The sequence below is a fragment of the Acinetobacter sp. WC-141 genome (genome assembly GCF_000313935.1).
Lineage (GTDB): Bacteria > Pseudomonadota > Gammaproteobacteria > Pseudomonadales > Moraxellaceae > Acinetobacter.
The window spans coordinates 92,995-114,941 of the sequence record NZ_AMSS01000086.1 but is presented as its reverse complement, the minus strand read 5'-3'; the positions used below and the strand labels follow the sequence as shown (position 1 = coordinate 114,941).

22 protein-coding genes are annotated in these 21,947 nt (G+C 39.7%); 10 read left to right on the top strand and 12 right to left on the bottom strand.

Going from position 1 to position 21,947, the window contains the following annotated elements; genetic code table 11:
- Nucleotides 1-63: 63 nt before the first annotated feature.
- Entirely contained in the window at nucleotides 64-258 is a 195-nt protein-coding gene (locus ACINWC141_RS16575) for a DNA gyrase inhibitor YacG (protein ID WP_009393012.1), read from the top strand.
- On the opposite strand, the gene ACINWC141_RS16570 is transcribed toward ACINWC141_RS16575, so the two are convergent.
- From ACINWC141_RS16570 to ACINWC141_RS16550, 5 genes are all read right to left on the bottom strand, one after another.
- A complete protein-coding gene (locus tag ACINWC141_RS16570) occupies nucleotides 255-899 on the bottom strand; it encodes an MBL fold metallo-hydrolase (RefSeq protein ID WP_009393218.1) in 645 nt (214 codons plus the stop codon). The genes ACINWC141_RS16575 and ACINWC141_RS16570 overlap by 4 nt on opposite strands.
- Nucleotides 900-922: 23 nt before the next feature.
- Complete coding sequence (hemH, locus tag ACINWC141_RS16565) at nucleotides 923-1,939, bottom strand: ferrochelatase (RefSeq protein ID WP_009393231.1); 1,017 nt, start codon at nucleotides 1,937-1,939, stop codon at nucleotides 923-925.
- Nucleotides 1,940-2,012: 73 nt separating this feature from the next.
- Nucleotides 2,013-3,017: a DUF4062 domain-containing protein gene (locus tag ACINWC141_RS16560; RefSeq protein ID WP_009393066.1), complete on the bottom strand. Its 1,005-nt coding sequence runs from the start codon at nucleotides 3,015-3,017 to the stop codon at nucleotides 2,013-2,015.
- A gap of 117 nt (nucleotides 3,018-3,134) precedes the next feature.
- The gene (gene murI / locus ACINWC141_RS16555; protein WP_009392955.1) at nucleotides 3,135-4,001 is read right to left on the bottom strand and encodes a glutamate racemase; all 867 of its coding nucleotides are present in this window, start codon (nucleotides 3,999-4,001) and stop codon (nucleotides 3,135-3,137) included.
- 46 nt (nucleotides 4,002-4,047) lie between these two features.
- Nucleotides 4,048-4,659, bottom strand: a complete 612-nt coding sequence (locus ACINWC141_RS16550; RefSeq protein ID WP_009393114.1) for a DUF1285 domain-containing protein — start codon at nucleotides 4,657-4,659, stop codon at nucleotides 4,048-4,050.
- A 186-nt stretch (nucleotides 4,660-4,845) separates the two neighbouring features.
- On the opposite strand from ACINWC141_RS16550, the gene ACINWC141_RS16545 reads away from it, so the two are divergent.
- Nucleotides 4,846-6,558, top strand: coding sequence for an electron transfer flavoprotein-ubiquinone oxidoreductase (locus ACINWC141_RS16545; RefSeq protein ID WP_009392990.1), 1,713 nt, complete (start codon nucleotides 4,846-4,848; stop codon nucleotides 6,556-6,558).
- A gap of 95 nt (nucleotides 6,559-6,653) precedes the next feature.
- Here the strand turns inward: ACINWC141_RS16545 and ACINWC141_RS20410 are convergent, their stop codons facing one another.
- Both ACINWC141_RS20410 and tusA read right to left on the bottom strand, forming a co-directional pair.
- Nucleotides 6,654-7,034, bottom strand: coding sequence for a hypothetical protein (locus ACINWC141_RS20410; RefSeq protein ID WP_009393042.1), 381 nt, complete (start codon nucleotides 7,032-7,034; stop codon nucleotides 6,654-6,656).
- Nucleotides 7,035-7,167: 133 nt separating this feature from the next.
- Nucleotides 7,168-7,425 (bottom strand): sulfurtransferase TusA, encoded by a 258-nt coding sequence (gene tusA, locus ACINWC141_RS16535; protein ID WP_004640919.1) that lies wholly within the window; start codon nucleotides 7,423-7,425, stop codon nucleotides 7,168-7,170.
- 185 nt (nucleotides 7,426-7,610) lie between these two features.
- Here tusA and ACINWC141_RS16530 point away from each other — a divergent pair, with 185 nt between their 5' ends.
- Both ACINWC141_RS16530 and lnt read left to right on the top strand, forming a co-directional pair.
- On the top strand, nucleotides 7,611-8,450 hold the full coding sequence (locus ACINWC141_RS16530) for a CorC family transporter (RefSeq protein ID WP_009393056.1): 840 nt from the start codon (nucleotides 7,611-7,613) through the stop codon (nucleotides 8,448-8,450).
- Entirely contained in the window at nucleotides 8,447-10,006 is a 1,560-nt protein-coding gene (lnt, locus tag ACINWC141_RS16525; protein ID WP_009393011.1) for an apolipoprotein N-acyltransferase, read from the top strand. The genes ACINWC141_RS16530 and lnt overlap by 4 nt, the downstream gene beginning before the upstream one ends.
- Before the next feature lies 1 nt (nucleotide 10,007).
- On the opposite strand, the gene ACINWC141_RS16520 is transcribed toward lnt, so the two are convergent.
- The 4 genes from ACINWC141_RS16520 to gspF all read right to left on the bottom strand — a co-directional run bounded on the left by ACINWC141_RS16520 (nucleotide 10,008) and on the right by gspF (nucleotide 12,918).
- On the bottom strand, nucleotides 10,008-10,346 hold the full coding sequence (locus ACINWC141_RS16520) for a tRNA-binding protein (RefSeq protein WP_009393272.1): 339 nt from the start codon (nucleotides 10,344-10,346) through the stop codon (nucleotides 10,008-10,010).
- Nucleotides 10,347-10,491: 145 nt separating this feature from the next.
- Complete coding sequence (locus ACINWC141_RS16515) at nucleotides 10,492-10,836, bottom strand: hypothetical protein (protein ID WP_009393060.1); 345 nt, start codon at nucleotides 10,834-10,836, stop codon at nucleotides 10,492-10,494.
- 268 nt (nucleotides 10,837-11,104) lie between these two features.
- Nucleotides 11,105-11,689 carry a type II secretion system major pseudopilin GspG gene (gspG, locus tag ACINWC141_RS16510; protein WP_009393239.1) on the bottom strand — a complete coding sequence of 195 codons (585 nt, stop codon included), beginning with the start codon at nucleotides 11,687-11,689 and terminating at the stop codon, nucleotides 11,105-11,107.
- A 23-nt stretch (nucleotides 11,690-11,712) separates the two neighbouring features.
- On the bottom strand, nucleotides 11,713-12,918 hold the full coding sequence (gene gspF / locus ACINWC141_RS16505; RefSeq protein ID WP_005301929.1) for a type II secretion system inner membrane protein GspF: 1,206 nt from the start codon (nucleotides 12,916-12,918) through the stop codon (nucleotides 11,713-11,715).
- 148 nt (nucleotides 12,919-13,066) lie between these two features.
- On the opposite strand from gspF, the gene ACINWC141_RS16500 reads away from it, so the two are divergent.
- From ACINWC141_RS16500 to ACINWC141_RS16475, 6 genes are all read left to right on the top strand, one after another.
- Nucleotides 13,067-15,295 carry a primosomal protein N' gene (locus tag ACINWC141_RS16500; RefSeq protein WP_009393081.1) on the top strand — a complete coding sequence of 743 codons (2,229 nt, stop codon included), beginning with the start codon at nucleotides 13,067-13,069 and terminating at the stop codon, nucleotides 15,293-15,295.
- Between the two features lie 76 nt (nucleotides 15,296-15,371).
- Nucleotides 15,372-17,216, top strand: a complete 1,845-nt coding sequence (locus ACINWC141_RS16495; protein WP_009393274.1) for a monovalent cation:proton antiporter-2 (CPA2) family protein — start codon at nucleotides 15,372-15,374, stop codon at nucleotides 17,214-17,216.
- 166 nt (nucleotides 17,217-17,382) lie between these two features.
- A complete protein-coding gene (gene hslO, locus ACINWC141_RS16490) occupies nucleotides 17,383-18,258 on the top strand; it encodes an Hsp33 family molecular chaperone HslO (protein WP_009393077.1) in 876 nt (291 codons plus the stop codon).
- A 137-nt stretch (nucleotides 18,259-18,395) separates the two neighbouring features.
- Nucleotides 18,396-19,007 (top strand): LysE family translocator, encoded by a 612-nt coding sequence (locus tag ACINWC141_RS16485; RefSeq protein WP_009392984.1) that lies wholly within the window; start codon nucleotides 18,396-18,398, stop codon nucleotides 19,005-19,007.
- Nucleotides 19,008-19,153: 146 nt separating this feature from the next.
- Complete coding sequence (locus ACINWC141_RS16480; protein WP_009393078.1) at nucleotides 19,154-20,110, top strand: DnaJ C-terminal domain-containing protein; 957 nt, start codon at nucleotides 19,154-19,156, stop codon at nucleotides 20,108-20,110.
- A gap of 11 nt (nucleotides 20,111-20,121) precedes the next feature.
- Complete coding sequence (locus ACINWC141_RS16475; RefSeq protein ID WP_009393261.1) at nucleotides 20,122-20,451, top strand: chaperone modulator CbpM; 330 nt, start codon at nucleotides 20,122-20,124, stop codon at nucleotides 20,449-20,451.
- A gap of 230 nt (nucleotides 20,452-20,681) precedes the next feature.
- Here ACINWC141_RS16475 and ACINWC141_RS16470 read toward each other — a convergent pair whose 3' ends face one another.
- On the bottom strand, nucleotides 20,682-21,893 hold the full coding sequence (locus ACINWC141_RS16470) for a magnesium transporter CorA family protein (protein ID WP_009392974.1): 1,212 nt from the start codon (nucleotides 21,891-21,893) through the stop codon (nucleotides 20,682-20,684).
- Nucleotides 21,894-21,947: the final 54 nt, after the last annotated feature.

The following is a 21,947-nucleotide window of genomic DNA, read 5'->3' as shown; positions in this document are numbered from 1 at the left end:
AAGTCTAACAAGTCACCTGACTTTTGCCTAATCTATTTCTCTTCACTTTGAGGATATCGCTTTATGCCACGTACATTTCCCTGCCCACGTTGTGGTGAACCAAGTGTTTGGGAAGGTAACGAATTTCGTCCGTTTTGTTCAGAGCGCTGTAAATTAATTGATTTAGGCGCTTGGGCAAACGATGAATATAGATTGCCTACCCAAGATGCTCCTCAGCAAGACAAGGGTAGTCAAAATGAAGATGATTATGAGGATTAACCTGCTTTACCCGCGACAAACGGGTTAAATTGTTTTTCATAGCCAATGGTACTCATCGGGCCATGTCCAGAAATAAACTGAGTATCATCTGGCAAACTAAAACACTCACGTTTAATCGATTCAATCAACTGATCATGATTACCACGCGGGAAGTCTGTTCGCCCAATCGAACCTTTAAACAGAACATCGCCTGTCCAAAGTAAGCCATGGTTTTTATTATAGAAAATAACATGACCTGGTGTATGCCCCGGTGCAAAGCGCACCTCAAACTCATCTTCACCCAGTTTGAGTACTTCCCCACCTTCAAGCCATTGATCGACTTTAACAGGCTGAGGAATTGGAAAGCCATAACGTGCTGATACTTCCTGAATCATGTCTAGCCAGAACTGATCTTCTTTATGTGGACCAATAACTGGGACGCTCCATTCTTTGGCAAGCTCACCTACCGCTCCAGCATGGTCTAAATGCCCATGAGTCAGCCAAAGGGCCTTCACTTCTAAACCCAAGGCTTCTACTTCTTTTTTCAACACAGCAGCGTCGCCACCCGCATCAATCAAAACTGCTTCTTTTGTTTCACTGTCCCAAACTAAAGAACAATTTTGAGCAAAAGCAGTAACTGGAACAATTTTGACTTGCAGCATAAAAACCTCTGGCTAAAACACAATTAACGGTGGGCTAAGGTATAAGTAAGGGCATCAAGATTAGCCTGAACTAAACCTGCAAGCAAATCAATATGAGCCTGATCGCTATTTAAAGCAGGAATATAAGCATAGCTACCACCACCAGCTTGTTGAAACAACTCAGCATTTTGAATCGCGAGTTCTTCAAGGGTTTCTAAACAATCGGCAGAAAAAGCTGGGCTTAATACCTGAACAGACTTAATCCCTTGCTTCGCCCAATCTTGTAAAAGCTGGTCTGTATATGGTTTAACCCATTCTTGTTTACCAAAACGTGACTGGAAGCTAATTGCCCATTCATCATCTTTTAAATGTAAAGCATCTGCCACCAGCTTTGCTGTAATACGACAACGGTCTGCATAAGGATCGCCTTTGTCTGCATATGGCTGTGGAATCCCGTGAAATGACATCAGTAGTTTTTCAGGTTTACCATGCTGCTCTTGGTAGGCTAAAACGCTTTCTGCCAACGCTTGAATAAACATTGGATGTTGATAATAGTCTTTAATAATGGTCAGTCCCGGCAAGTTACGTTGGGCTGGAATCCATTTTGCAAATGCATCGTATAACGGCGCTGTAGATGTTGCAGAATATTGAGGAAATAAAGGCAATAAAATGACATGCTCTTGCGGGTTAGTCGCCAATTTTTTTAAAACCGCATCAATCCCCGGATTACCATAAGTCATTGCAGGTAAAACAGTTAAATCAAACTGTTTATTTTCTTGCTCTAAATAAGCCTGCACATGTTTAGTTTGTTCAAACACAATTTCACGCATTGGTGAGTCTGCTGACCATACTGAAGCATAGGCATGCGCTACTCTTTTCGGGCGAAAAGGTAAAACAAACAGATTTAAAATAACCCACCAGATCAGTTTCGGTATTTCAATCACGCGTGAATCAGATAAAAACTGTTTTAAAAAACGGCGCACCGCAGGCACAGTCGCCTCATCTGGTGTGCCTAAATTCGCTAAAATGACAGTAACTTTCGGTTTTTGTTCAAACGACATGTGTAAATGCCTTTCAGTTCATCTTATGACACTAATGTAACAGTTTTCAGTGTCATATATAAATTGAATCGCCCTAAGCTTTTAATCGAATACCCCGATGGTTCCATTTATAGCTCAGCAATATCTTTTGAGCTTTGGTCGTTAGTTTCCATAACCCATATGATTGTTCAGTTTGAGTTGGAACAATCCAGCCTTGTGATTGCATTTGATTTTTAATTCGAAACAGCGCTTTATGATTAATCTGTGCGCAGGCCACCGCATGTGCACGAGGTAATTCCTGACGAGCATCTTCCAAGCCTGCCTGATTTAAATATTCATTTAGACAAGTTCCAAAATTCTCTTCTGGCACCGCTGTTTCAAAGCGCTTTGCCAGCACGCTTAACAACTGAGTCCACGTCATTTGTCGTTGACGTTTAAGCTCTTTAAAGTTGCCATCCTGAAATGCTTGAATCTGATATTCAAATACAAAAATATCTTGCGGTGCGACTTCGTTTAACTGTGTTGACGGCTCGGTTACTTGCTGCTCTAACTGCGAAATTTTACTTTTTAATAGCTTAATTTCATCTTCTAACTGCTGAGCTTGATGAGCAGGAACCCAGCCTTGTCCCCTATATTGCTCAATCATTACAGGTATATTTAAACGAACTGCTAACTCTAGTTCACGTAGGGTTTTGAAGTAAAAAATATGATCTGCTTCGAGTAATAACTTTTTTCTAAAAGCGAGAAATTTATCTTTAAGTTGTGGATGTGTTTCTTGTAAATGTATTTCACGGTTTTCAGGCTGTTCATGCATGAACACAATAGTAGGTTTAGCCAGACTTAACGCATATTCATATTCTAAAGACAAATAGCTTACCCCAGAAATCGATTGCTCTCCATACTGACTTCCTAAAAGTAAGATTACATAATCACATTCATCAATCTGTCGACGTGCAAGTGTAGTTGTTAAAGGTGTACGATGTTCTAATCCCCAAGCAAAGAAACCCATCCCCACCAAGGTTTGAGACAAAACCATTCGCTCTGGCTGCATATCGCGGCCGGACGTTGAAATAAAAATCTGATAGCGTGTATCGAGCATAACAATACCCTTTCGCCTCATGATCTGTATGTGACTTAAAATCAGCCAAGATCATGAACCGCCCCAAATAAAATAATAAATCTAAAAAAACACTATGTTCTAAATGATGCTAAAAGATCAGTTCAGATTATGAAGTGTCCAAGTTAACTCTTGTGGAATCATATGTTGTAAAACAGGTTGCAGTGCGTCGGCATTATTTCCGCTGACGTAACATTCAATACGTGCAACATTCTGACCTATTTGGTCACATAATAACGCATTTTTTATTAAAATACGGGCTGTTTGTCGGGCAACTGCGAATCCCGAATCAACCAGTGTGAATTGGTTATCAAAAAGATGATGAATTGCTTCATTTAGGAAAGGATAATGCGTACAACCGAGCACTAAATAGTCAGCCCCTTGATCGGCTGCAGGCTGTAAAACCTCTTTTAATGCATTCAAACATACAGGGCTCATTTGCTGCCCTGCTTCGACACAAGGAACAAGTTCAAGGCTGGTTAAGGTCATTACTTTAACACCCGCCGGAACAGCAAACTTCTCAACAACATCTTTAATAAGTTGCCCACGAAAAGTAGCAGGTGTGGCCAACACAGCAACCACTTTAGAACGTGTCTGTAATACGGCAGGTTTTAATGCTGGAACTAACCCTACGATTGGAAAGTGTTCACCATAATGTTCACGTAAATGGTCAAGACTAAATGCTGAAGCTGTATTACAGGCAACCACCGCAATTTTACAACCTTGGCGATATAACCAATCAACGGCTCGAGCCGTAAGTTCTCTGATTTCGTCATCAGAACGTGGGCCATAAGGAACATAGGCTGTATCGGCATAATACACAATACGTTCATTTGGCAAATATCTAGCTATTTCTGCTGCAACTGACATTCCCCCAATTCCCGAATCAAAAATACCAATTGGAGCATCAGCAGATGCGTTAGGCATAGGTTCTAGATCGGTAAATAAAGGTTGTATGGCTGTCATGGCTGTACTGAAGTGTCAGAAAATTTCACTTCCTAAAGCTTAAACCTCAAGTGCCTAATTGCAAGAGCAAATTACCACTTTTTAGCTCTAAAATGGTTTCACCATTATCATTTTCGATGAGTGTTCCATAGTTCACCAAGTGATAGAAAGCCTGACGTTGAATCAGTGCATTAATTCCAAAACGTACATGTACATAAGGACGTAACTCCCCTGCATATTCACGCATAAAAATTGGATGTTCAGCATCAACCAAAATCACATCTTGATTAGTCGTTGTGAGTTGTAAAAATTGATCACCTGAAATTTCAACTTGATCTACTTGATTGACTAATAAAGGTTCATCTTCAACCTCAATTTCAATTTGTTCTACAGGGGTTTTCAGGTAGAATTTCCCTTCTTCTTTCCATAGGACTCTGGTAAATAGATCTAATAGAGCTTGGCGCTTAATTAATTGACCTTCGTGCCACCATTCTCCATTGGCTTTAACCGTCAAATCCATTTTGCCGCAATGCTTTGGATGCCACTGCTCTAAAGGTGGAATTGACCTTTTGTGACTTTGCTGTACACCTTTTAAGTATTGTGCAATGTTCATTAAGTTTTTATCATCAGATAACGGTATTTTTCCCATATCCGATGGGGAATTATTTTGATTTACCATAGTTTATGCCTTGCTGACGAGAAAATATGACGACTCAGCCAATTGGCTAGATCATGGTTTAAAACTATACTAGCCAAAACGATAAAAGGCACAATAGCATATTTGCGCCTATGGATTAAAACACTCACGGCAGCACCGAATTTCTGAATATGACGGTTGCCACCTTTAAGTATTGAGGAGTCCTACATGGAACACATCGAACGTGAATCGATGGAGTTTGACGTTGTCATCGTAGGTGCAGGACCTGCCGGTCTGTCTGCTGCGATCAAGATCCGTCAATTAGCGATTGAAAATAACTTACCCGATCTTTCTGTTTGTGTAGTTGAAAAAGGCTCTGAAGTAGGTGCGCATATCTTGTCTGGTGCTGTGCTTGAGCCACGTGCCATCAATGAACTTTTCCCGAACTGGAAAGAAGAAGGCGCGCCTCTTAATGTACCAGTCACTGAAGACAAGACATTCTTCTTACTTTCAGACACCACATCAAAAGAAGTGCCTCACTGGATGGTTCCTAAAACCATGCATAATGATGGTAACTATGTGATCTCTTTAGGTAACGTGGTTCGCTGGTTAGGACAAAAAGCTGAAGAACTAGAAGTTTCTATCTTCCCTGGCTTTGCTGCGTCTGAAGTGCTTTACCATGAAGACGGTACTGTAAAAGGTATTCAAACAGGTGACATGGGTATTGGTAAAGATGGCGAGCCAACGCACAACTTTACTCCGGGCTATGAACTTCACGCTAAATACACTCTCTTTGCTGAAGGTTGCCGTGGTCACTTAGGTAAACGCCTAATTGCAAAATATAATCTTGATAAAAATGTTGATCCACAGCACTACGGGATCGGGATTAAAGAGCTTTGGGAAATCGACCCAGCAAAACATAAGCCAGGCTTAGTCATGCATGGCGCAGGTTGGCCTTTAGCCGAAACAGCTTCTTCTGGTGGCTGGTGGTTATATCACGCTGAAAACAACCAAGTGACTTTGGGTATGATTGTGGACTTGTCTTATGAAAATCCACACATGTATCCATTTATGGAAATGCAGCGCTGGAAAACTCATCCACTGATTAAACAGTATTTAGAAGGTGGTAAGCGTATTTCTTACGGCGCACGTGCTGTAGTGAAAGGTGGTTTCAACTCATTGCCTAAATTAACTTTCCCAGGCGGTTGCTTAATTGGTGATGATGCAGGTTTCTTAAACTTTGCAAAAATCAAAGGTTCACACACTGCCATGAAATCAGGCATGTTATGTGGTGAAGCTGTATTTGAAGCCATTGCTGCTGGTGTGGAAAAAGGCGGTGACCTTGCGATTGCACGTGTTACTGAAGGCGAAGATTTATTCACTAAAGAATTGACTTCATACACTGACAAATTTAACAACAGCTGGTTAAAAGAAGAGCTTTACAACTCTCGTAACTTTGGCCCAGCAATGCATAAATTTGGTCAGTGGATTGGTGGTGCATTTAACTTTATCGACCAAAATGTCTTTAAAGTGCCATTTACCTTGCATGACTTGAAGCAAGACTTCGCTGCATTGAAAACGGTTGATGCCACTAGCTTTAAGCCAAACTATCCAAAACCAGATGGCAAATTGACTTTTGACCGCTTGTCTTCTGTATTTATTTCAAACACTGTTCATGAAGAAAACCAGCCAGCTCACTTGAAGCTTACGGATCCTTCAATTCCAGTGAATGTGAACTTACCAAAATGGGATGAGCCTGCACAGCGCTACTGCCCTGCTGGTGTTTACGAAATTATGGAAGATAATGATGGCTCTAAACGCTTCCAGATCAACGCAGCAAACTGTGTTCACTGTAAGACCTGTGACATCAAAGACCCATCTCAAAACATCACATGGGTAACGCCAGAAGGCGGCGGTGGTCCTAACTATCCAAATATGTAATTTGGATAGTCCTTGCGCCGCTTTAGTCGCGGCTCATATCCAAACATGTAATATAAAAAAGCCTCGATTATTCGGGGCTTTTTATTGGAATTCACTTATTGAAAAGGCGGTATTTTTGCTACGTTTAAATTGAGGTTCTTTTTATAGAAAATAAAGGTACCTAATAAAAACAGGCCAAGAAAACCAAAGTTTCGCGCTAAATCGAAATACCAAAATGATTTTCCAAATAATAAATCAAGAATTAACATAAATCCCATCAATCTTGTATGTAAGATCAAACTCATCCTTATCTTTGGTTCGGGAGCAAAAGATGTATTTCTATAACCCAACAGAATTGAGCCAAAAATAATAAGAGTAACTAAAATAATGGTGGCAAGAGTTTCAGATAACCACGGGATTTCTAGATTTAATAAACCAGCAATAGAGAAAAACCAAAGACAAATAAATAAGCTTCGTTTCACAAAATAATCATTCATTTTTATACGTCATTTATATACTTAATTTTATAAATTATATAATGATTCTTATTTGTAAAAAATTATCATTTCAAATTAAAGTTTAATTATAAAATGGCTTCTAATATTCTAGATTAGAAGCCTTATCCTGCTATTACCCTTTCTGTACTAGATAACGGTATTCTTTATGGTTCTGGTCATCCAGAACTTCTTCTTTGAGCAATAATTCATGCCCTAAATGCATACAAAACTTGGGAATATCCCATGAAGTCGAAGGGTCAGTTGCCAACACTTCAACAACATCTCCTGATTTTGCCTTACGAATCGCTTGATGCAACATCATGACAGGTTCAGGACAACGTAAACCACGTGTATTAATTTGGACAGTAGGAGAAATTGATTGTTCCGACATGACAAACTCGAACAAATAGAATTTTCATATTTTAGCATAAACACATTACTGACCTGTTAACTGTAACTAGCTTTTACATAACAATATGCGTTTTGTCTTTTAGCTTGTTTTATAGATGCATAAGCATGTTTTCTTCGGTATGATTCAAAGTATTCATTTGATAGATTGAGTCTTTAGGAAAGATCATGCAAGAGGAACCAGGTCCGTCGTGGGGAATGCGCGGCTTACGAAAATGGTTAGGTACAGCACCAGAAACCCGTGATGAATTATTAAAATTAGTCCAAAATTCACGCCGCTTTTTAGAACCAGATACTGTTGCCATGCTTGAAGGTGTTCTTGACCTTCCCGCTACAAAAATTCGTGAAGTCATGACACCACGAACAGCAATGATCAGTTTGCAAGAAGATGATCAGTTACTTGATATTCTTGATGTACTGGTCGAGTCTGCTCACTCGCGCTTTCCAGTCTTCTCTTCTGATCAGCCTGATAATGTTGTCGGGATTTTGCTCGCAAAAGATTTGTTGCCGTTTCTCACCGAACCGAATACCAAAGTTGATATTCGAGTTCTTATGCGTCAACCCTTATTTGTTCCAGAAAGTGCGCGTTCCGATCAGGTACTACGCATGTTGAAACACACTCAGACTCACATTGCCATTGTGATTGATGAATATGGTTCAACAGCAGGTCTTGTAACGCTCGAAGATATTCTTGAAGAAATCGTTGGCGAAATCGAAGATGAACATGACACTGCTGATGAAGATGCTCAGTATATTGTCCCTGACAATGACCATACGGTAGCAAATGCATGGATGGTGCAAGCACTTACACCAATCGAACATTTCAATACTGTTTTAGATGCTGATTTTTCTGACGATGAAGTAGAAACTGTCGGCGGTTTATTACTTCAAGAGATTGGTCTGGTAAGTGATTTACAAGGTCAAACTGTTGAGCTTGGAAATTGGTTATTTACAATTGTTGAAGCAGATGCCCGCACTATTCATCTGATTCGAGCTGTACGTCAATGAGAGCATACTTTGAAAAGCTGTTAGATTCTTCGCAACAACAAAAACAGCTTCCTTTAATTTTTCCTTTACTCATTGCTTTATTTTCAGGTGCCGTGTTCAGTTTTTCACTGGCACCTTATTATTGGTGGTGGTTGGCAATTTTGTCTCCAGCCCTACTCTATGCATCATTACATAAACGCTCTGCCAAACAAGCATTTGCTATTGGCTTAAGCTATGGCTTCGGTTTATGGTTTGTAGGCGCTTTCTGGCTCTACACTTCAATCCATGTCTATGGTGATACTAATGCGTTTCTAAGCGTTTGTATGATTGCAGTTATGGCCCTTGTGATGGGCTTATTTACCGCGTTTCAGACTTGGGTTTACCGACGTTTCTTCCCTGAAACACCACTGACTTTTGCACCACTCTGGATTGTTTTTGAGTGGGCAAAAACTTGGGTATTTACAGGTTTCCCATGGCTGTTTGTAGGTTACGCTTTTACTGAACGTTTAATCGATGGTTATGCGCCGTTATTTGGTATTTATGCAATTTCCTTCGTTGTCATTGTATTAGCCTGTGCTTTAGTTGAAGTTCTACGTAAGCGTATTTTCTGGGTTATCCCATCTGCCCTATTGGTTTTAGGCGCATGGGGAGCATCATATATACAGTTTGTAAAACCTAAAGCTGCTAAACCACTTAGCGTTTCGCTCATTCAAGGCAACATTCCACAAGATTTAAAATGGCTGACTGAATATCAAGTTAGAACATTAGAAATTTATGCTGGTCTGACTCAATCTGAATGGGGGCGTGACTTAATTGTATGGCCTGAATCATCAATTCCACTCTTCCAAACTGACATTGAACCGTTTTTGGATGCAATGGATGCACAAGCTAAAAAGAACCACACTGCATGGGTAACTGGAATTCCTTACTGGGATGTTACCAAATCTCATGAAGTAGGTAGTCCTTTATATTACAACAGTATTATGGCTTCTGGCAGTGATGCAAGTGGTTTATATAAAAAGCAGCGTCTTGTACCTTTTGGTGAATATATTCCACTGTCAGGTTTACTCTCATGGGTATTACCGGCCATGCAAAATGATATTAGCATGAGCGGTTTTTCACGTGGCGAGAGTAACCAGAAACCACTCATGATTAAAGGGCATGCACTTGCTGCTGCAATTTGTTATGAAGTGGCTTATCCGAACCTTACCCGTCGTAATGCAGAAGACAGCGACTTTTTAGTGACTGTATCTAATGACGCTTGGTTTACAGGTACTGCTGGGCCATGGCAACACTTACAAATGGTGCAGATGCGTGCTAAAGAAAATGGTCGCTGGTTTATTCGTGCAACCAACACAGGCGTAACAGCGTTTATTGATCAAAATGGTCATATCACTGAACAAGCACCGCTCGATAAAGAGTTTGTCTTGAGAGGTGATTTACCTGCCATGCAAGGTCAAACCCTTTACAACCGTTTAGGTGATTATCCAGTATTAGGATTTGCAGTATTACTGCTGATTTTAGGTTGGGTGTATCGTCCACGTAAAGTTGACGTTTCTTTTAAATCCCGCCGCTAATTTACAATAACTTTGTACCCAGAGGAACTTCAAACTCTGGGATACAAAGTGCGACATCCCCATCTGCGTTATGAAACCCTGTCACCAAACATTCTGACTGAATAGGCCCTATTTGTTTTTTAGGGAAATTCACCACAGCAACAACTAACTTACCAATCAAATCTTGTGGTTGATAGAGTTTGGTAATCTGTGCACTTGATTTACGTACACCCAATTCTTCACCAAAATCTACATGTAAAATATAGGCAGGTTTACGCGCCTTTTCGAAAACTTCAGCTTCAATAATTTTACCAACACGAAGTTCTACCTTTAAAAAATCATTCCACTCGATTTGTTCCATTTACTTTTTCTCATGTTCTTAATTATCTGATTTGAAGCATATAATATGTACAAATAAAGAAACACCCTGTTTTTAAGTCCAGTTAAAAAATAAAACGTAGATGTTTAGTCTACGTTTTATCTAAAAATTTGGTTTTAAAATATCATTAAAAAGCGATAGATAGTTCCAAAGATAAATAAGCAACTAGGCTTGATAAAAAGACCATAGGTACATAACGATAAGCTTTAAAAAGCCATTGCTCATATTGAGTAGAGATTTGTTTAGCTTGCCAGACACTCGCTTTCAATGCTGTAAAGAAGCTTACCATCAACCATGCACTCACAATACTTAGTGCAAAGAAGCCAATCATAATCTGGCTACTTCCCTCTGTACTCAGCCATAGCTTTAAAAAAACTTCAGCAATCGGCAATAAACCCAAAATCAATAGGACAGACTTGAGCATTACCCAATGAAACTGAGTCAGTTCATCTAATATGAGAAATGCTTTCATTTAATCTCTCCTTTTAATTGAATAAAGTGCTTTTTATTTATTATGCAAAGCTTTTATTTAAATATATAGCTTATTTTTCTCTACATTTTAACTTTCTTGTAACTATTAAATATGGGAATAATTCTTATTATAACTCTCAAATATCATTATTAATTTTAATTTATATTTTTCATATATTTATTATATTTCTATGATTAAGAGAGATTATCAATTCGAATTTATCGGTTTATCTTTTTAACTGAATTGATAATCTCTATTATATTTTTAATTAAGGCTGATAATAAATATCCGCATCATTACCCTCACCACCATCTTTGCCATCTGCTCCAAATGAATACAAATCAAAAGCGCGACCATCTGCCCCAGGAATGACATATTGAATATCATTTTTCCAACTGTCTTTAGGATAACCACCTTTAACATATCCACCCGGCATCCAGTTTTTTGCTGTTGCTGGTTGATTAACTAAAGCATCTAGCCCACCTTCTTGCATGGTTGGGAAATGTCCGTTATCAAGCTTGTACTGATCTAAAGCACCTGCCACACCTTTTAATGTAATTTGGGTGGTATCAATTTTAGCTTTTTCACTACGCCCCATGACATTTGGTACGATTAACGCTGCTAACACGCCTAAAATTACAATCACAACCATGACTTCAATGAGGGTAAAGCCTGAGGCCCGTTTCATTCGAGCACCGCTCGAACGTGCCGCAAGTCCGAAAGCTACGCTTGAGGAGCAAACATCTGATTGAGAGCTATGCTCGGTATGACACGTTGGCTCAAACTGATTTGAAACCGCAGATTCACTTTGTTGTTCCATCGCTGTTTCGCTTTGAATATTTTTTACTTTCATCATTATCTCTAATATCAAAGTTATTAAATCATATTGTTCATATTTACGATTGGCAGCATAACCGCGATTACAATAACCAGTACAATGCTTGCCATTAGAACCAGCATAAGGGGTTCAAGTAATGCCAGTAAGGTTGAAATAAATGTTGTAACCTCACGGTCTTGCATGGTCGATGCACGTTCTAACATGCGGTCCAGTTCGCCTGATGCCTCTCCACTTCGAATCATTTGTACCATCATTGGTGGGAAATAACCACTGCGCTCAAGCTGTGTACCCAAGTTACCACCTTCGGTAACACGCTCAGCTGCATGGGCAATTGAATCGCGGATGACCCAATTACTGGTCACTGCTGCACCAATCTTTAAGGCATCGACCAAAGGAACACCGGAACGGGTCAAAATAGATAAGGTACTGGCAAATCGTGCAGAATTAATACCACGTGACAGTTTACCGAATAATGGCAATTTGAGTGTTAATCGATCAAAAGCATAGTGCCCAGCAGTCGTTTTTAAAAATCGTACGAATGCGACAATTCCTACAACTGCAAAAATAATAATAAACACCCAAGCATGACGGATAAAATCACTGGCTTTCATTAAAGCAACTGTAATCCACGGCAAGGCATCTTTGCTTTGGTCAAACGTTTTTACAATCTCTGGTACAACATAAGTCATTAAGCCCATCACAATACCAAATGACATCAGCATTAAAATGATGGGGTAAATCATGGCGCCCTGAACTTTCTTTTGCATGGCAAAACGGTTTTCGGTGTAATCTGAGAGCTGATCTAAAATAAGATCTAAATGCCCCGAACGCTCACCAGCTGCGACTGTTGCAATATAGAGGTCAGGAAAACGACCAGATTGCTGCATACCTTGTGCGAGTGAATGCCCTTCTAAAACGCGAGAACGGACAGATAATAAAAGGTTTTGCACATGCGGTTTTTCACTTTGCCTGCTTACCGCACGTAAAGCTTCTTCTAGAGGGATTGCGGCTGCAACCAAAACAGAAAGTTGTCTGGTCATGAGTGCCAAATCATAAGCACTGAACTTTTTTTGAAATAATCCCTGACTCTGATGTTTATCTTTTTGTTCAACCGGGTCAACGCTAATTGGTGTCCATGCTTTATCACGTAATTGTTGGCGAATCTGGCGTGCTGAATCTCCTTCAAGCACTCCTTTTTGCTGCTTCCCTGAAGCATCAATGGCAGTAAATTGATATGCAGGCATGGTAATGTTCTAATTTTCCAAAAATAATAGTCGCTGCTGTTGCATCTATGCTACGCAATCATTCATATTCGTTCTATAGCCTGTGTAGAATACCCAAGTCCTCTTCACGACGCTATGCCGTTTTTTAAAATTGACGAAATGAGCCTCTATGACCATAACGCCAAAGCCTGATTCAGTTGTTTATCGAGTGCGTGTAGCCGTACCTGTGCATCTGTACGACACTTTTGACTATACACTCACCGAAGCACAATATGAACGGGCTCACGTCGGCTCACGCGTCGCCATTTCATTTGGACGGCAAAACCTGATTGGTATCATTACTGAAAAAGTAAATCCACATGAGCCATTTACAGGAAAATTTCAGCTTAAAGCCATTTCTGAACTTTTAGATGAACAGCCTATTTTAGATGAACAAGTTTTAAGTTTGTTGACATGGTCCGCCCAATATTACCAATTTCCAATTGGCGAGGTCATGCAAACCGCTCTTCCAGCCATATTGCGTCAGGGCAAACCGATGGATGTTTTGTTCCATCTCTGGAAAATTATTCCTTGTGACAATATTGAAGCCCTGCTAAAGCGCTCTGTTAAGCAACAAGATGCGTATCAAATTTTAAAGTTACACCCTTCCGGAACGACAGAGAATATTCTCAATTTAAGTGGTGTAGAAACAGCTACCCTTAAAGCGCTTCAAAAGAAAGGGCTGGTAGACTGTACGCTTGAACCACACGACTTTAGTCCAGCGCCTGTTCAATTGGCACAAATGCCACTCACGCTCAATGAAGACCAAAAGCAAGCAACTCAACATGTCATAAATGCGCAGCATCAATACCAAGCTTTTTTGTTAGATGGTTTAACAGGAAGTGGTAAAACCGAAGTTTATCTACACATCATGCACGAAGTGCTAAAGCAGGGTAAACAAGTACTGGTGCTAGTCCCTGAAATTGGTTTAACCCCTCAAACCATTTCTCGTTTTAAGTCTCGTTTTAATTGTGACATTGCTTTATTACATTCAGGCTTAAATGACTCTAAACGCTTACAAGCATGGCAACAGGCACAAACTGGCAAAGCATCTATTATTTTAGGTACACGCTCAGCCATCTATACGCCACTGCCGCGTTTGGGCCTCATCATTTTAGATGAAGAGCATGATCTATCTTATAAGCAACAAGAAGGCTTCCGTTACCATGCGCGTGATGTCGCACTGTACCGCGGTCACTTACAAAGCTGCCCTGTTATTTTAGGCTCGGCAACACCCAGTATTGATAGTTATTATTTGGTTGAAACTGGCAAATTAACTGCACTGCAACTCAACAAACGTGCTGGACATGCACTTTTGCCTAAAATGCATTTGATTGATCTTAAAATTGTCAAAAAGCAACATGGAATTAGCCAGCCCCTTATTGAACAAATCAAACATACATTAGCTAGAAAAGAACAGGTTTTAATCTTTTTAAACCGTCGTGGCTATGCACCCGTACTGGTCTGTGAAAGCTGTGGATGGCAAGCCAATTGTCCACATTGTGATGCACACTTTACTTTGCACACTCAGCCTTATTCTTATTTACATTGCCATCACTGCGGAACTATTCATCGCTTACCTGATCATTGCCCTGAATGTCAGCAAAAAAGCTTAAAAACTTTGGGTGCAGGAACAGCTAAGGTCGAAGAACATTTACAAGAACTATTTCCAGAACATGATGTCATTCGGGTCGATCGTGACAGTACCAGTCGTGTCGGGAGCTGGCAAAAAATCTATGACCGTATTCATCAAAACAAACCAACAATTTTGCTCGGCACTCAAATGTTGGCAAAAGGCCATCATTTTCCACATGTCACCTTAGTTGCCATTTTAGATATTGATGCAGGCTTACTCAGTGTAGACATCCGTGCGCCAGAGCGAACCGCACAGCTGATTGTGCAAGTGGCTGGCCGTGCAGGTCGTGGGGAACATAAAGGCCATGTTTATTTACAAACCTTAAGACCCGACCACCCTTTACTAACCACGCTCATTGAAAAAGATTATCGCGCGGTTGCCAAACAAACGCTGGCTGAACGTAAAGTTGCTTTGCTGCCACCTTATCGCTATGCAGTACTAATACGTGCAGAATCCAAAGATCGTGACTATACCTTACATTTTTTAAATGAAGCTGCCGAACAACTTCGTCAAGTCGCTGGTGAAATTGTTGATATTTGGGGACCTATTCCAGCACCGATGGAACGTAAAGCGGGACGCTATCGTGCCCATATGGTGATTTTATCTGCTGACCGTGCTCGCCTACATTTTTACTTAAGACAATGGTGGTCTCAATTGGTTCAGGCACCAAGACTGCATCAACTCAGGCTATCAATTGATGTCGATCCGCAAGAATTTAATTAGATGATTTGAATATGATGGTGTGAAGAAGCCTTTTTGGCTTTACACTTAAAAGAGACTAATACATTCGAGGCAATGGATGTCATTCCTACTGCAAGCAACTATCTTTCTTGGAGCTTCTCTGATTTTAGTCCCTCTTGGCAAACGCCTAGGGATAGCAACAGTTTTAGGCTATTTATTTACAGGGATGCTTCTTGGTCCTAGTGTTTTAAATATTGCTCATGACCCTGAAGCCATTATGGAACTTGCCGAATTCGGTGTCATTTTATTGATGTTCCTCATAGGTTTAGAGTTAAGACCACAACGTTTATGGGAAATGCGCGATTCCATTTTTGTGATGGGAAGTCTGCAAGTCCTCATTAGCGGTGGCGTTCTTATGCTGATCGTACTCTTATTATTTCAACAGCAGCTTTCTGTCAGCTTTGTTATTGGTTTTGCGCTCGCACTGTCTTCTACCGCTTTTGTATTACAGCTTTTGACTGAGAAACAACAACTCAGCACGACCTACGGTCAGCAGTCTTTTTCAATTTTGCTCTTTCAAGATATAGCGGCTATTCCATTACTTGCGATTATTCCACTACTAGCAGGCACAGAGTCAACCCATCATGGGGTCGCTTATTTTGCGGCTATTATTGCAACATTCACGGGTCTATTTCTGTTTAGTCGTTATGTAATGCGTCCGTTTTTCCGTTTTGTTGCCAAAAGTGGAGCGACTGAGCTTATTACAGCAGTAGGATTATTTATTATTCTTGCTGTTGTCTTGCTCATGGATACTTTAGGAATTAGCACAACATTAGGTGCGTTCCTCACAGGTGTATTATTAGCAGATTCAGAATTTCGTCACGAGGTTGAAGCGAGTATTGCACCGTTTAAAGGTCTACTGCTTGGCTTATTCTTTATGACCGTGGGCATGACCACCCAGTTGTCACTACTCATTGAAATGCCGATGCTTATTATTGGGGGAGCAGTCGGCTTATTGCTTATCAAAACACTGATATTGACTGCCATTGCCCGCTATAAAAAATACAGTTGGAACAATAGTTTACTTTTGGGAACTTGCTTGGCACAAGGTGGAGAATTTGCTTTTGTCATTTTAAGTCTTGCAAAAAGTGAGAAGATTTTAACTCAAGCTCTATTAGAGCCAGTGACTCTTATTGTGACGTTGTCGATGGTACTTACCCCAGTGATTTACTGGCTTATGGCAACGAAGGTTATTCCTCTGTTTAATAAAGAACGTCCACCTGAGTACGATGAAATTCCTCAGCAGGATAACCCGATTATCATTGCTGGTTTTGGGCGTTTTGGACAAATTATCGCGCGTATTGCCCGCTTACAACACTTAGGCTTTACCGCAATCGATAACAATCTTCATCAAGTCGACTTTGTCCGACGCTACGGCGGTAAACTTTATTATGGTGATGTGACCCAACCCGATTTACTGCGTTCTGCCGGTATTGAAAAAGCCAAAGTATTTATTTTAGCGATTGATGATGTTGAAGATTCAATGAATGTCGCTCGCCATCTTAGATTAAATTATCCACACTTAAAGCTGTTGGCTCGTGCTCGTGACCGCCATCACGTACATCTTTTAAGAGATTTAGGCGTTGAATATATTTGGCGTGAGACGTATTTATCTTCATTAGGTATGGCCTATCGTGCTTTGAGAGAACTGGGTATTTCTGATGAACAAGCCTATAACAATATCGAAATCTTTCGGGATTATGATGAGAAATTGCTCATACAGCAGCAAAGTATTTATACTGATGAACAGAAGATCTTTGAAACACATCGTAATGCCTTAGCCGAACTTGAACATTTGTTTGAAAGTGATGCGCAGCAACAGGCCACTTCAAAGCATGATGTGAATTTAAAGCGTCATTTACAGCCAAATCGTATCGACATTACACGAGATCATCTGGAATAACTTGAGATTTCAAAAAATGGCTATATTAAGGACTTATTCACATTGCCTAAATAATTGGACAATGGGCATCAATAAGCTGCCCCTGTCCGGCTTGCGGCCTCGCTGCATTCCCTAAGCTTGATTAAAACGAAATAGTTATACTCTGCTTAGGGCCCTGGAGAATATTATGTCTGATTTACGCCAACGCTTTTATATTGAGAACTTTCCAGTTCGTGGGGAAGTAGTTCATCTAGAAGAAGCACTACAAACTATCTTAGCTCAACGTGACTACATGCCTGCGGTTAAAATTCTGCTAGGGGAAATGTTGAGTGCGACTGCATTACTTGCAAGTACACTAAAAATCAAAGGCCGTATCAGCTTGCAAATCCAGGCTAGCGGCACCTTTAAGTGGGCAATGGCTGAATGTAATCATTTAGGTGAAGTTCGTGCTCTAGCTGATTACGAAACAGACCCACGCTTCATTGAAGCAACAGACAGTAGTACGGTTCTTGGCGCTTTAGTTAATCCAGTTTTATTTATTAATATTGAACCGGAATTTGGCGAGCGTTATCAAGGGATCGTGCCGCTTGATCAAGTGACTTTAGCAGGTTGCTTGATGCAGTATTACGATTTGTCTGCACAAATTCCAACTCGCATTGTGTTGGCAAGTACAGATAAGCGTTCTGGTGGTTTACTCATTCAGCTTTTACCACGTCATGATGAAGAAGAGCAAAACTTGGTTGATGAAGATTTATGGCCACGTTTGACGATGTTAACCGAAACATTAAAAGCTGAAGAGCTTACCAACTTAGATGCAAACGAAATCTTATATCGTTTATATAACGAAGAAGAAGTTCGTTTACCAGAAATTGAAGCATTAAAATTTGGCTGTACATGTTCAAAAGAACGTTGTGCAAATGCGTTGATTCAAATCGGTGTAGATGCTGTTCATGAAACACTAGAAGAACAGAACCCGATTCGTATGGATTGCCAGTTCTGTAATACACAATACACTTTTACCGCTGAAGAAGCTTTAGCGTTATTTGGTGAACATTTAAGTTAATTTTTTAACTTTATAAAAAGGCGGATCTACCGCCTTTTTATTTACCTATATTTTTTGATGATAATTTTCAACATGTTATTTTAATTAGGATAATATAAGGCTACTTTATAGCCTAATAAATAAGATACCTAAATACCATGAATTATTTTGATTATTTTCTCTTTATTTTTAGCGTAGTTATTATGATTGCGACCCCAGGACCTGTCATGATTTTAGTTGCAAGCGCTGGGCTTAAAGGGGGCTATAAAAAAGCACTTGAAACCATTTTTGGTACAAATCTAGCATCTCTTGTCTTAATTTTTATTTCAGTACTTGTTTTAAAGGGAGTACTGAGTGTTAACGATAGTTACCTCAATATCATTCGGATTTTAGGCTGTCTATATATTGGTTATTTGGGTTTCAGTATTCTCAAAGAAGTCCTTCAAGCACCTCATCCAGAAGCCATACAAACAGTTTCAGCTCAAAATGGGGGCTTTAAAAAAGGCTTTCTCGTCGGTATTTCAAACCCTAAAGATATTATTTTTTTCTCGGCTTTCTTTCCGCAATTTGTCTCTATTACCCCCCAATTAAATTTAAGTCTAACTATCCTTACCCTGACATGGATTATTTTAGATTTTCTGACTTTATCTCTGGTTTATATATTCTTCCGTCGCCTTTCTAACAGTCATTTATATCCAAAAATATTAGGCCTATGTGGTTTATTACTTTTACTTATTGCCCTTTACGGCTTATATCAGAGTTTTATCTAAATCATGGGAGGCATAGCCTTAATTTATCTATGCCTCTTCCTCTCGATTTTATTTCGGAATAGAACAACTCTTATACAATCTAGCTTATTGAAAACTCTAAAAATCGTTTCATAATGAAATAAACCACACCATCGTGATAAAACATTATGGCAAAAAATTATTATGAAGAATTAGGGGTTACACGCAAAGCCTCTGCTGATGAAATTAAAAAAGCTTATCGAAAATTAGCCCGTAAATATCATCCAGACATCAGCAAAGAAAAAGATGCAGAAGAAAAGATGCAGGCGATTAATGTTGCCTACGACACATTAAGTAATGCAGATAAAAAAGCCGAATATGACCAGATGTTAGATCATCCACAAGGTTTTAATAATTTTGGTCAGGGTGCTGCGCAAGGTGGTTTTGATGGTGCACAGTTTTATCGTCAAGGCTTTACAGGTGGTGAGCAAGCAGACTTTAGCGGTTTTGAAGATTTATTTGGTCGCTTTGGTGCAGGATTTGGTGGTGGTCAACAGCAATATCAAAGACAACAGCGTAGTTATCGTGGTGAAGACCAACATGCCAGCATAGAGGTCGATCTTGATATTGCCTATCATGGTTCAACACAACAAATTACCTTGCAAATTCCAACCATGAACGCTTATGGTGAGCCTGAAGTTCAACGTAAAACCTTACAGGTAAAAATACCAAAAGGTATGAAAGAAGGTCAGCAAATCCGCTTAAGTGGACAGGGCCAAAGTGGTATCAATGGCGGTGCCAACGGCGATCTTTATATTGAAATTCAGTATAAAGATACAGACCGAGTTCATGTCGAAGGCAGTGATGTATATTTGACTGTAGATGTAGCTCCATGGGAAGCTGCACTAGGTCAAGGCATTGAAGTAAAAACACCAGCTGGACCTCTAAACGTCAATTTGCCTCACAATGCAAAACAAGGCCAACAGCTACGTTTAAAAGACAAAGGGATACCAAATAAAACGCCAGGCCATCTCTATTTAATTTTAAATATTGTATTCCCACCTGCACATTCTGAAAAAGAAAAACAAGCCTATCAACAACTGGCTGAAGCTTTTGCTTCATTCGAACCTCGTTCATCTCATTAGGGAGCAAGATCATGACAACCATTCATTATCGAGAAATTGTATATGACGGCCATACCTTTAGCGCGGAGGTCGTTGATGAACAATCTACATTTGACTTACAACAATTCGCTCAAGCTTGTGGTCAAAGCCCTGACTGGATTATTCAGCTCATTGAATATGACATTTTATCAGTCGACAATACACCTGAAGCGCACCAGTTTATGGGTGAAGACGTTGTTCGCGCTCGTAAAGCTTATCGTTTGCAACGTGACTTTGACGCAAGTTTAGCAGCAGTTGCTGTGATGTTAGATTTGATTGATGAAGTACAGCAATTAAGAAAACAGTTGAAGCATTTTCATTAAGTTTTTTTGAAATCATATTTTCCGAGGTATAGCTTGAGCTAAAAGTCATCCTTGGCCTGCCCATTATCTAAATAGTATTGTTTTTGCAATAAAATTAGTTAAATGCTGGTAGTGAACAGGTTCTAAGGATGACAAATGCCTTTGGTTACTTTGGGCGAAACCAAAGTAACGAATTAGCTATAACTATTTGATATATTAATGAGAAGACTCCGTCGTGTAAAAATAAAAATTTATTTTAATCGAGTAATCTTCTCTAATTCCTTCACAGTCTGTTTAATCGGCTCATATTCCAAAAACCAAAACAAATTCATCCGATCTTGGCGATGCTGTTGGGCCAACAAATCAATGACACTTTTTTCACCACGTCCCACCAAATGTTGTCGATAAAAATAGTACAAAAGTAAAATCGTACTCAGTAGCATAACCCCTAACATGATCCAGAAACCAACAGGTGATTTAAGACCTGGAATAAACTCAAAGTTCATTCCATAAATACCAGTTAAAAGGGTGAGCGGTGCAAAAACTGCCGTAATAATCGCAAGAATCCGCATGTTCTCATTGGTCTGGTTCGCGATAGCAGAAAAATGCAAATCAATTGCTGATTGAATTGCACTACGTAAACGCAAAGTATGTTTCTGAATACGTTCCACATGACTCATTAAATCATTTAAACGAACCAGTAAAATATCTTGAGAATTATGGATGTGCCCGCCAACGACATGATGATAATTTTCTACAATTTCATCCCGAAACTCTTGAAGGGTTTCAATTTGTTCTTCACATAAATTCTCAACCTGCTGAAAGGCCATATTTTCATGGAATAGCTGATGCCATTGTTTAAAACGGCGATTACCCTGCAATAATTGTTGTTGCCAATGCTCGACTCTTCTCGTCAATGGCGAGCGAATATCAAGATAACCATCAACCATACTATTTAATAGTCGTAACGATAAATCGACGGGTGAATTCGGCAATTTACGGGTTTTGTTTTGTTCTTCTAAAGTTTTACATAAAATATTTTCGAGACGTTGAATATAGTTTTCAATCGACTTATTCCCCTGCTCACGTACACTAATCAGTACATCGGGCGTCAAAATAAAACTAATCGGCGTCGTTGCCAAACCAAAAACACTGTCTTGTGATTCTGCATGTTTAATTTCATCGTCAGGTGTGACCAGTTTCTTAAAAATTAACAGGTCATACTCTTCAAGCGTGTCAAATGCACAGGGATGTTCAATGTTGGAAATATCCCGCATATGAAATTCATTAATAACCACACCTGAAAGCTTTTGAATTTCTTGTTGCCATTCTTCGTTATGGTTAACCACATCCGTTCTGACACTATCAATCCAGAAAAATTCTAAAACATGTTCACTATGCTGTTCGCGGCTTAAAAAGACGTATCCTTCAGCTTGATGGCGATAAAAGTAATAAACCTGCATACCACAACGATCTGTTTTTGTATTACCTGCATCATGCCATAAAAAAAGTCCGCA

Coding starts and splice junctions, on each gene's coding strand:
- lnt (WP_009393011.1), top strand. CDS start 8,447: ATGAGAGCATACTTTGAAAAGCTGTTAGATTCTTCGCAACAACAAAAA.
- ACINWC141_RS16475 (WP_009393261.1), top strand. CDS start 20,122: ATGACAACCATTCATTATCGAGAAATTGTATATGACGGCCATACCTTT.
- ACINWC141_RS20410 (WP_009393042.1), bottom strand. CDS start 7,034: ATGAATGATTATTTTGTGAAACGAAGCTTATTTATTTGTCTTTGGTTT.
- ACINWC141_RS16470 (WP_009392974.1), bottom strand. CDS start 21,893: ATGCAGGTTTATTACTTTTATCGCCATCAAGCTGAAGGATACGTCTTT.
- murI (WP_009392955.1), bottom strand. CDS start 4,001: ATGACAGCCATACAACCTTTATTTACCGATCTAGAACCTATGCCTAAC.
- hemH (WP_009393231.1), bottom strand. CDS start 1,939: ATGTCGTTTGAACAAAAACCGAAAGTTACTGTCATTTTAGCGAATTTA.
- ACINWC141_RS16480 (WP_009393078.1), top strand. CDS start 19,154: ATGGCAAAAAATTATTATGAAGAATTAGGGGTTACACGCAAAGCCTCT.
- ACINWC141_RS16575 (WP_009393012.1), top strand. CDS start 64: ATGCCACGTACATTTCCCTGCCCACGTTGTGGTGAACCAAGTGTTTGG.
- ACINWC141_RS16560 (WP_009393066.1), bottom strand. CDS start 3,017: ATGCTCGATACACGCTATCAGATTTTTATTTCAACGTCCGGCCGCGAT.
- ACINWC141_RS16570 (WP_009393218.1), bottom strand. CDS start 899: ATGCTGCAAGTCAAAATTGTTCCAGTTACTGCTTTTGCTCAAAATTGT.
- ACINWC141_RS16530 (WP_009393056.1), top strand. CDS start 7,611: ATGCAAGAGGAACCAGGTCCGTCGTGGGGAATGCGCGGCTTACGAAAA.
- tusA (WP_004640919.1), bottom strand. CDS start 7,425: ATGTCGGAACAATCAATTTCTCCTACTGTCCAAATTAATACACGTGGT.
- ACINWC141_RS16495 (WP_009393274.1), top strand. CDS start 15,372: ATGTCATTCCTACTGCAAGCAACTATCTTTCTTGGAGCTTCTCTGATT.
- ACINWC141_RS16485 (WP_009392984.1), top strand. CDS start 18,396: ATGAATTATTTTGATTATTTTCTCTTTATTTTTAGCGTAGTTATTATG.
- hslO (WP_009393077.1), top strand. CDS start 17,383: ATGTCTGATTTACGCCAACGCTTTTATATTGAGAACTTTCCAGTTCGT.
- ACINWC141_RS16545 (WP_009392990.1), top strand. CDS start 4,846: ATGGAACACATCGAACGTGAATCGATGGAGTTTGACGTTGTCATCGTA.
- ACINWC141_RS16550 (WP_009393114.1), bottom strand. CDS start 4,659: ATGGTAAATCAAAATAATTCCCCATCGGATATGGGAAAAATACCGTTA.
- ACINWC141_RS16515 (WP_009393060.1), bottom strand. CDS start 10,836: ATGAAAGCATTTCTCATATTAGATGAACTGACTCAGTTTCATTGGGTA.
- gspG (WP_009393239.1), bottom strand. CDS start 11,689: ATGAAAGTAAAAAATATTCAAAGCGAAACAGCGATGGAACAACAAAGT.
- ACINWC141_RS16520 (WP_009393272.1), bottom strand. CDS start 10,346: ATGGAACAAATCGAGTGGAATGATTTTTTAAAGGTAGAACTTCGTGTT.
- ACINWC141_RS16500 (WP_009393081.1), top strand. CDS start 13,067: ATGACCATAACGCCAAAGCCTGATTCAGTTGTTTATCGAGTGCGTGTA.
- gspF (WP_005301929.1), bottom strand. CDS start 12,918: ATGCCTGCATATCAATTTACTGCCATTGATGCTTCAGGGAAGCAGCAA.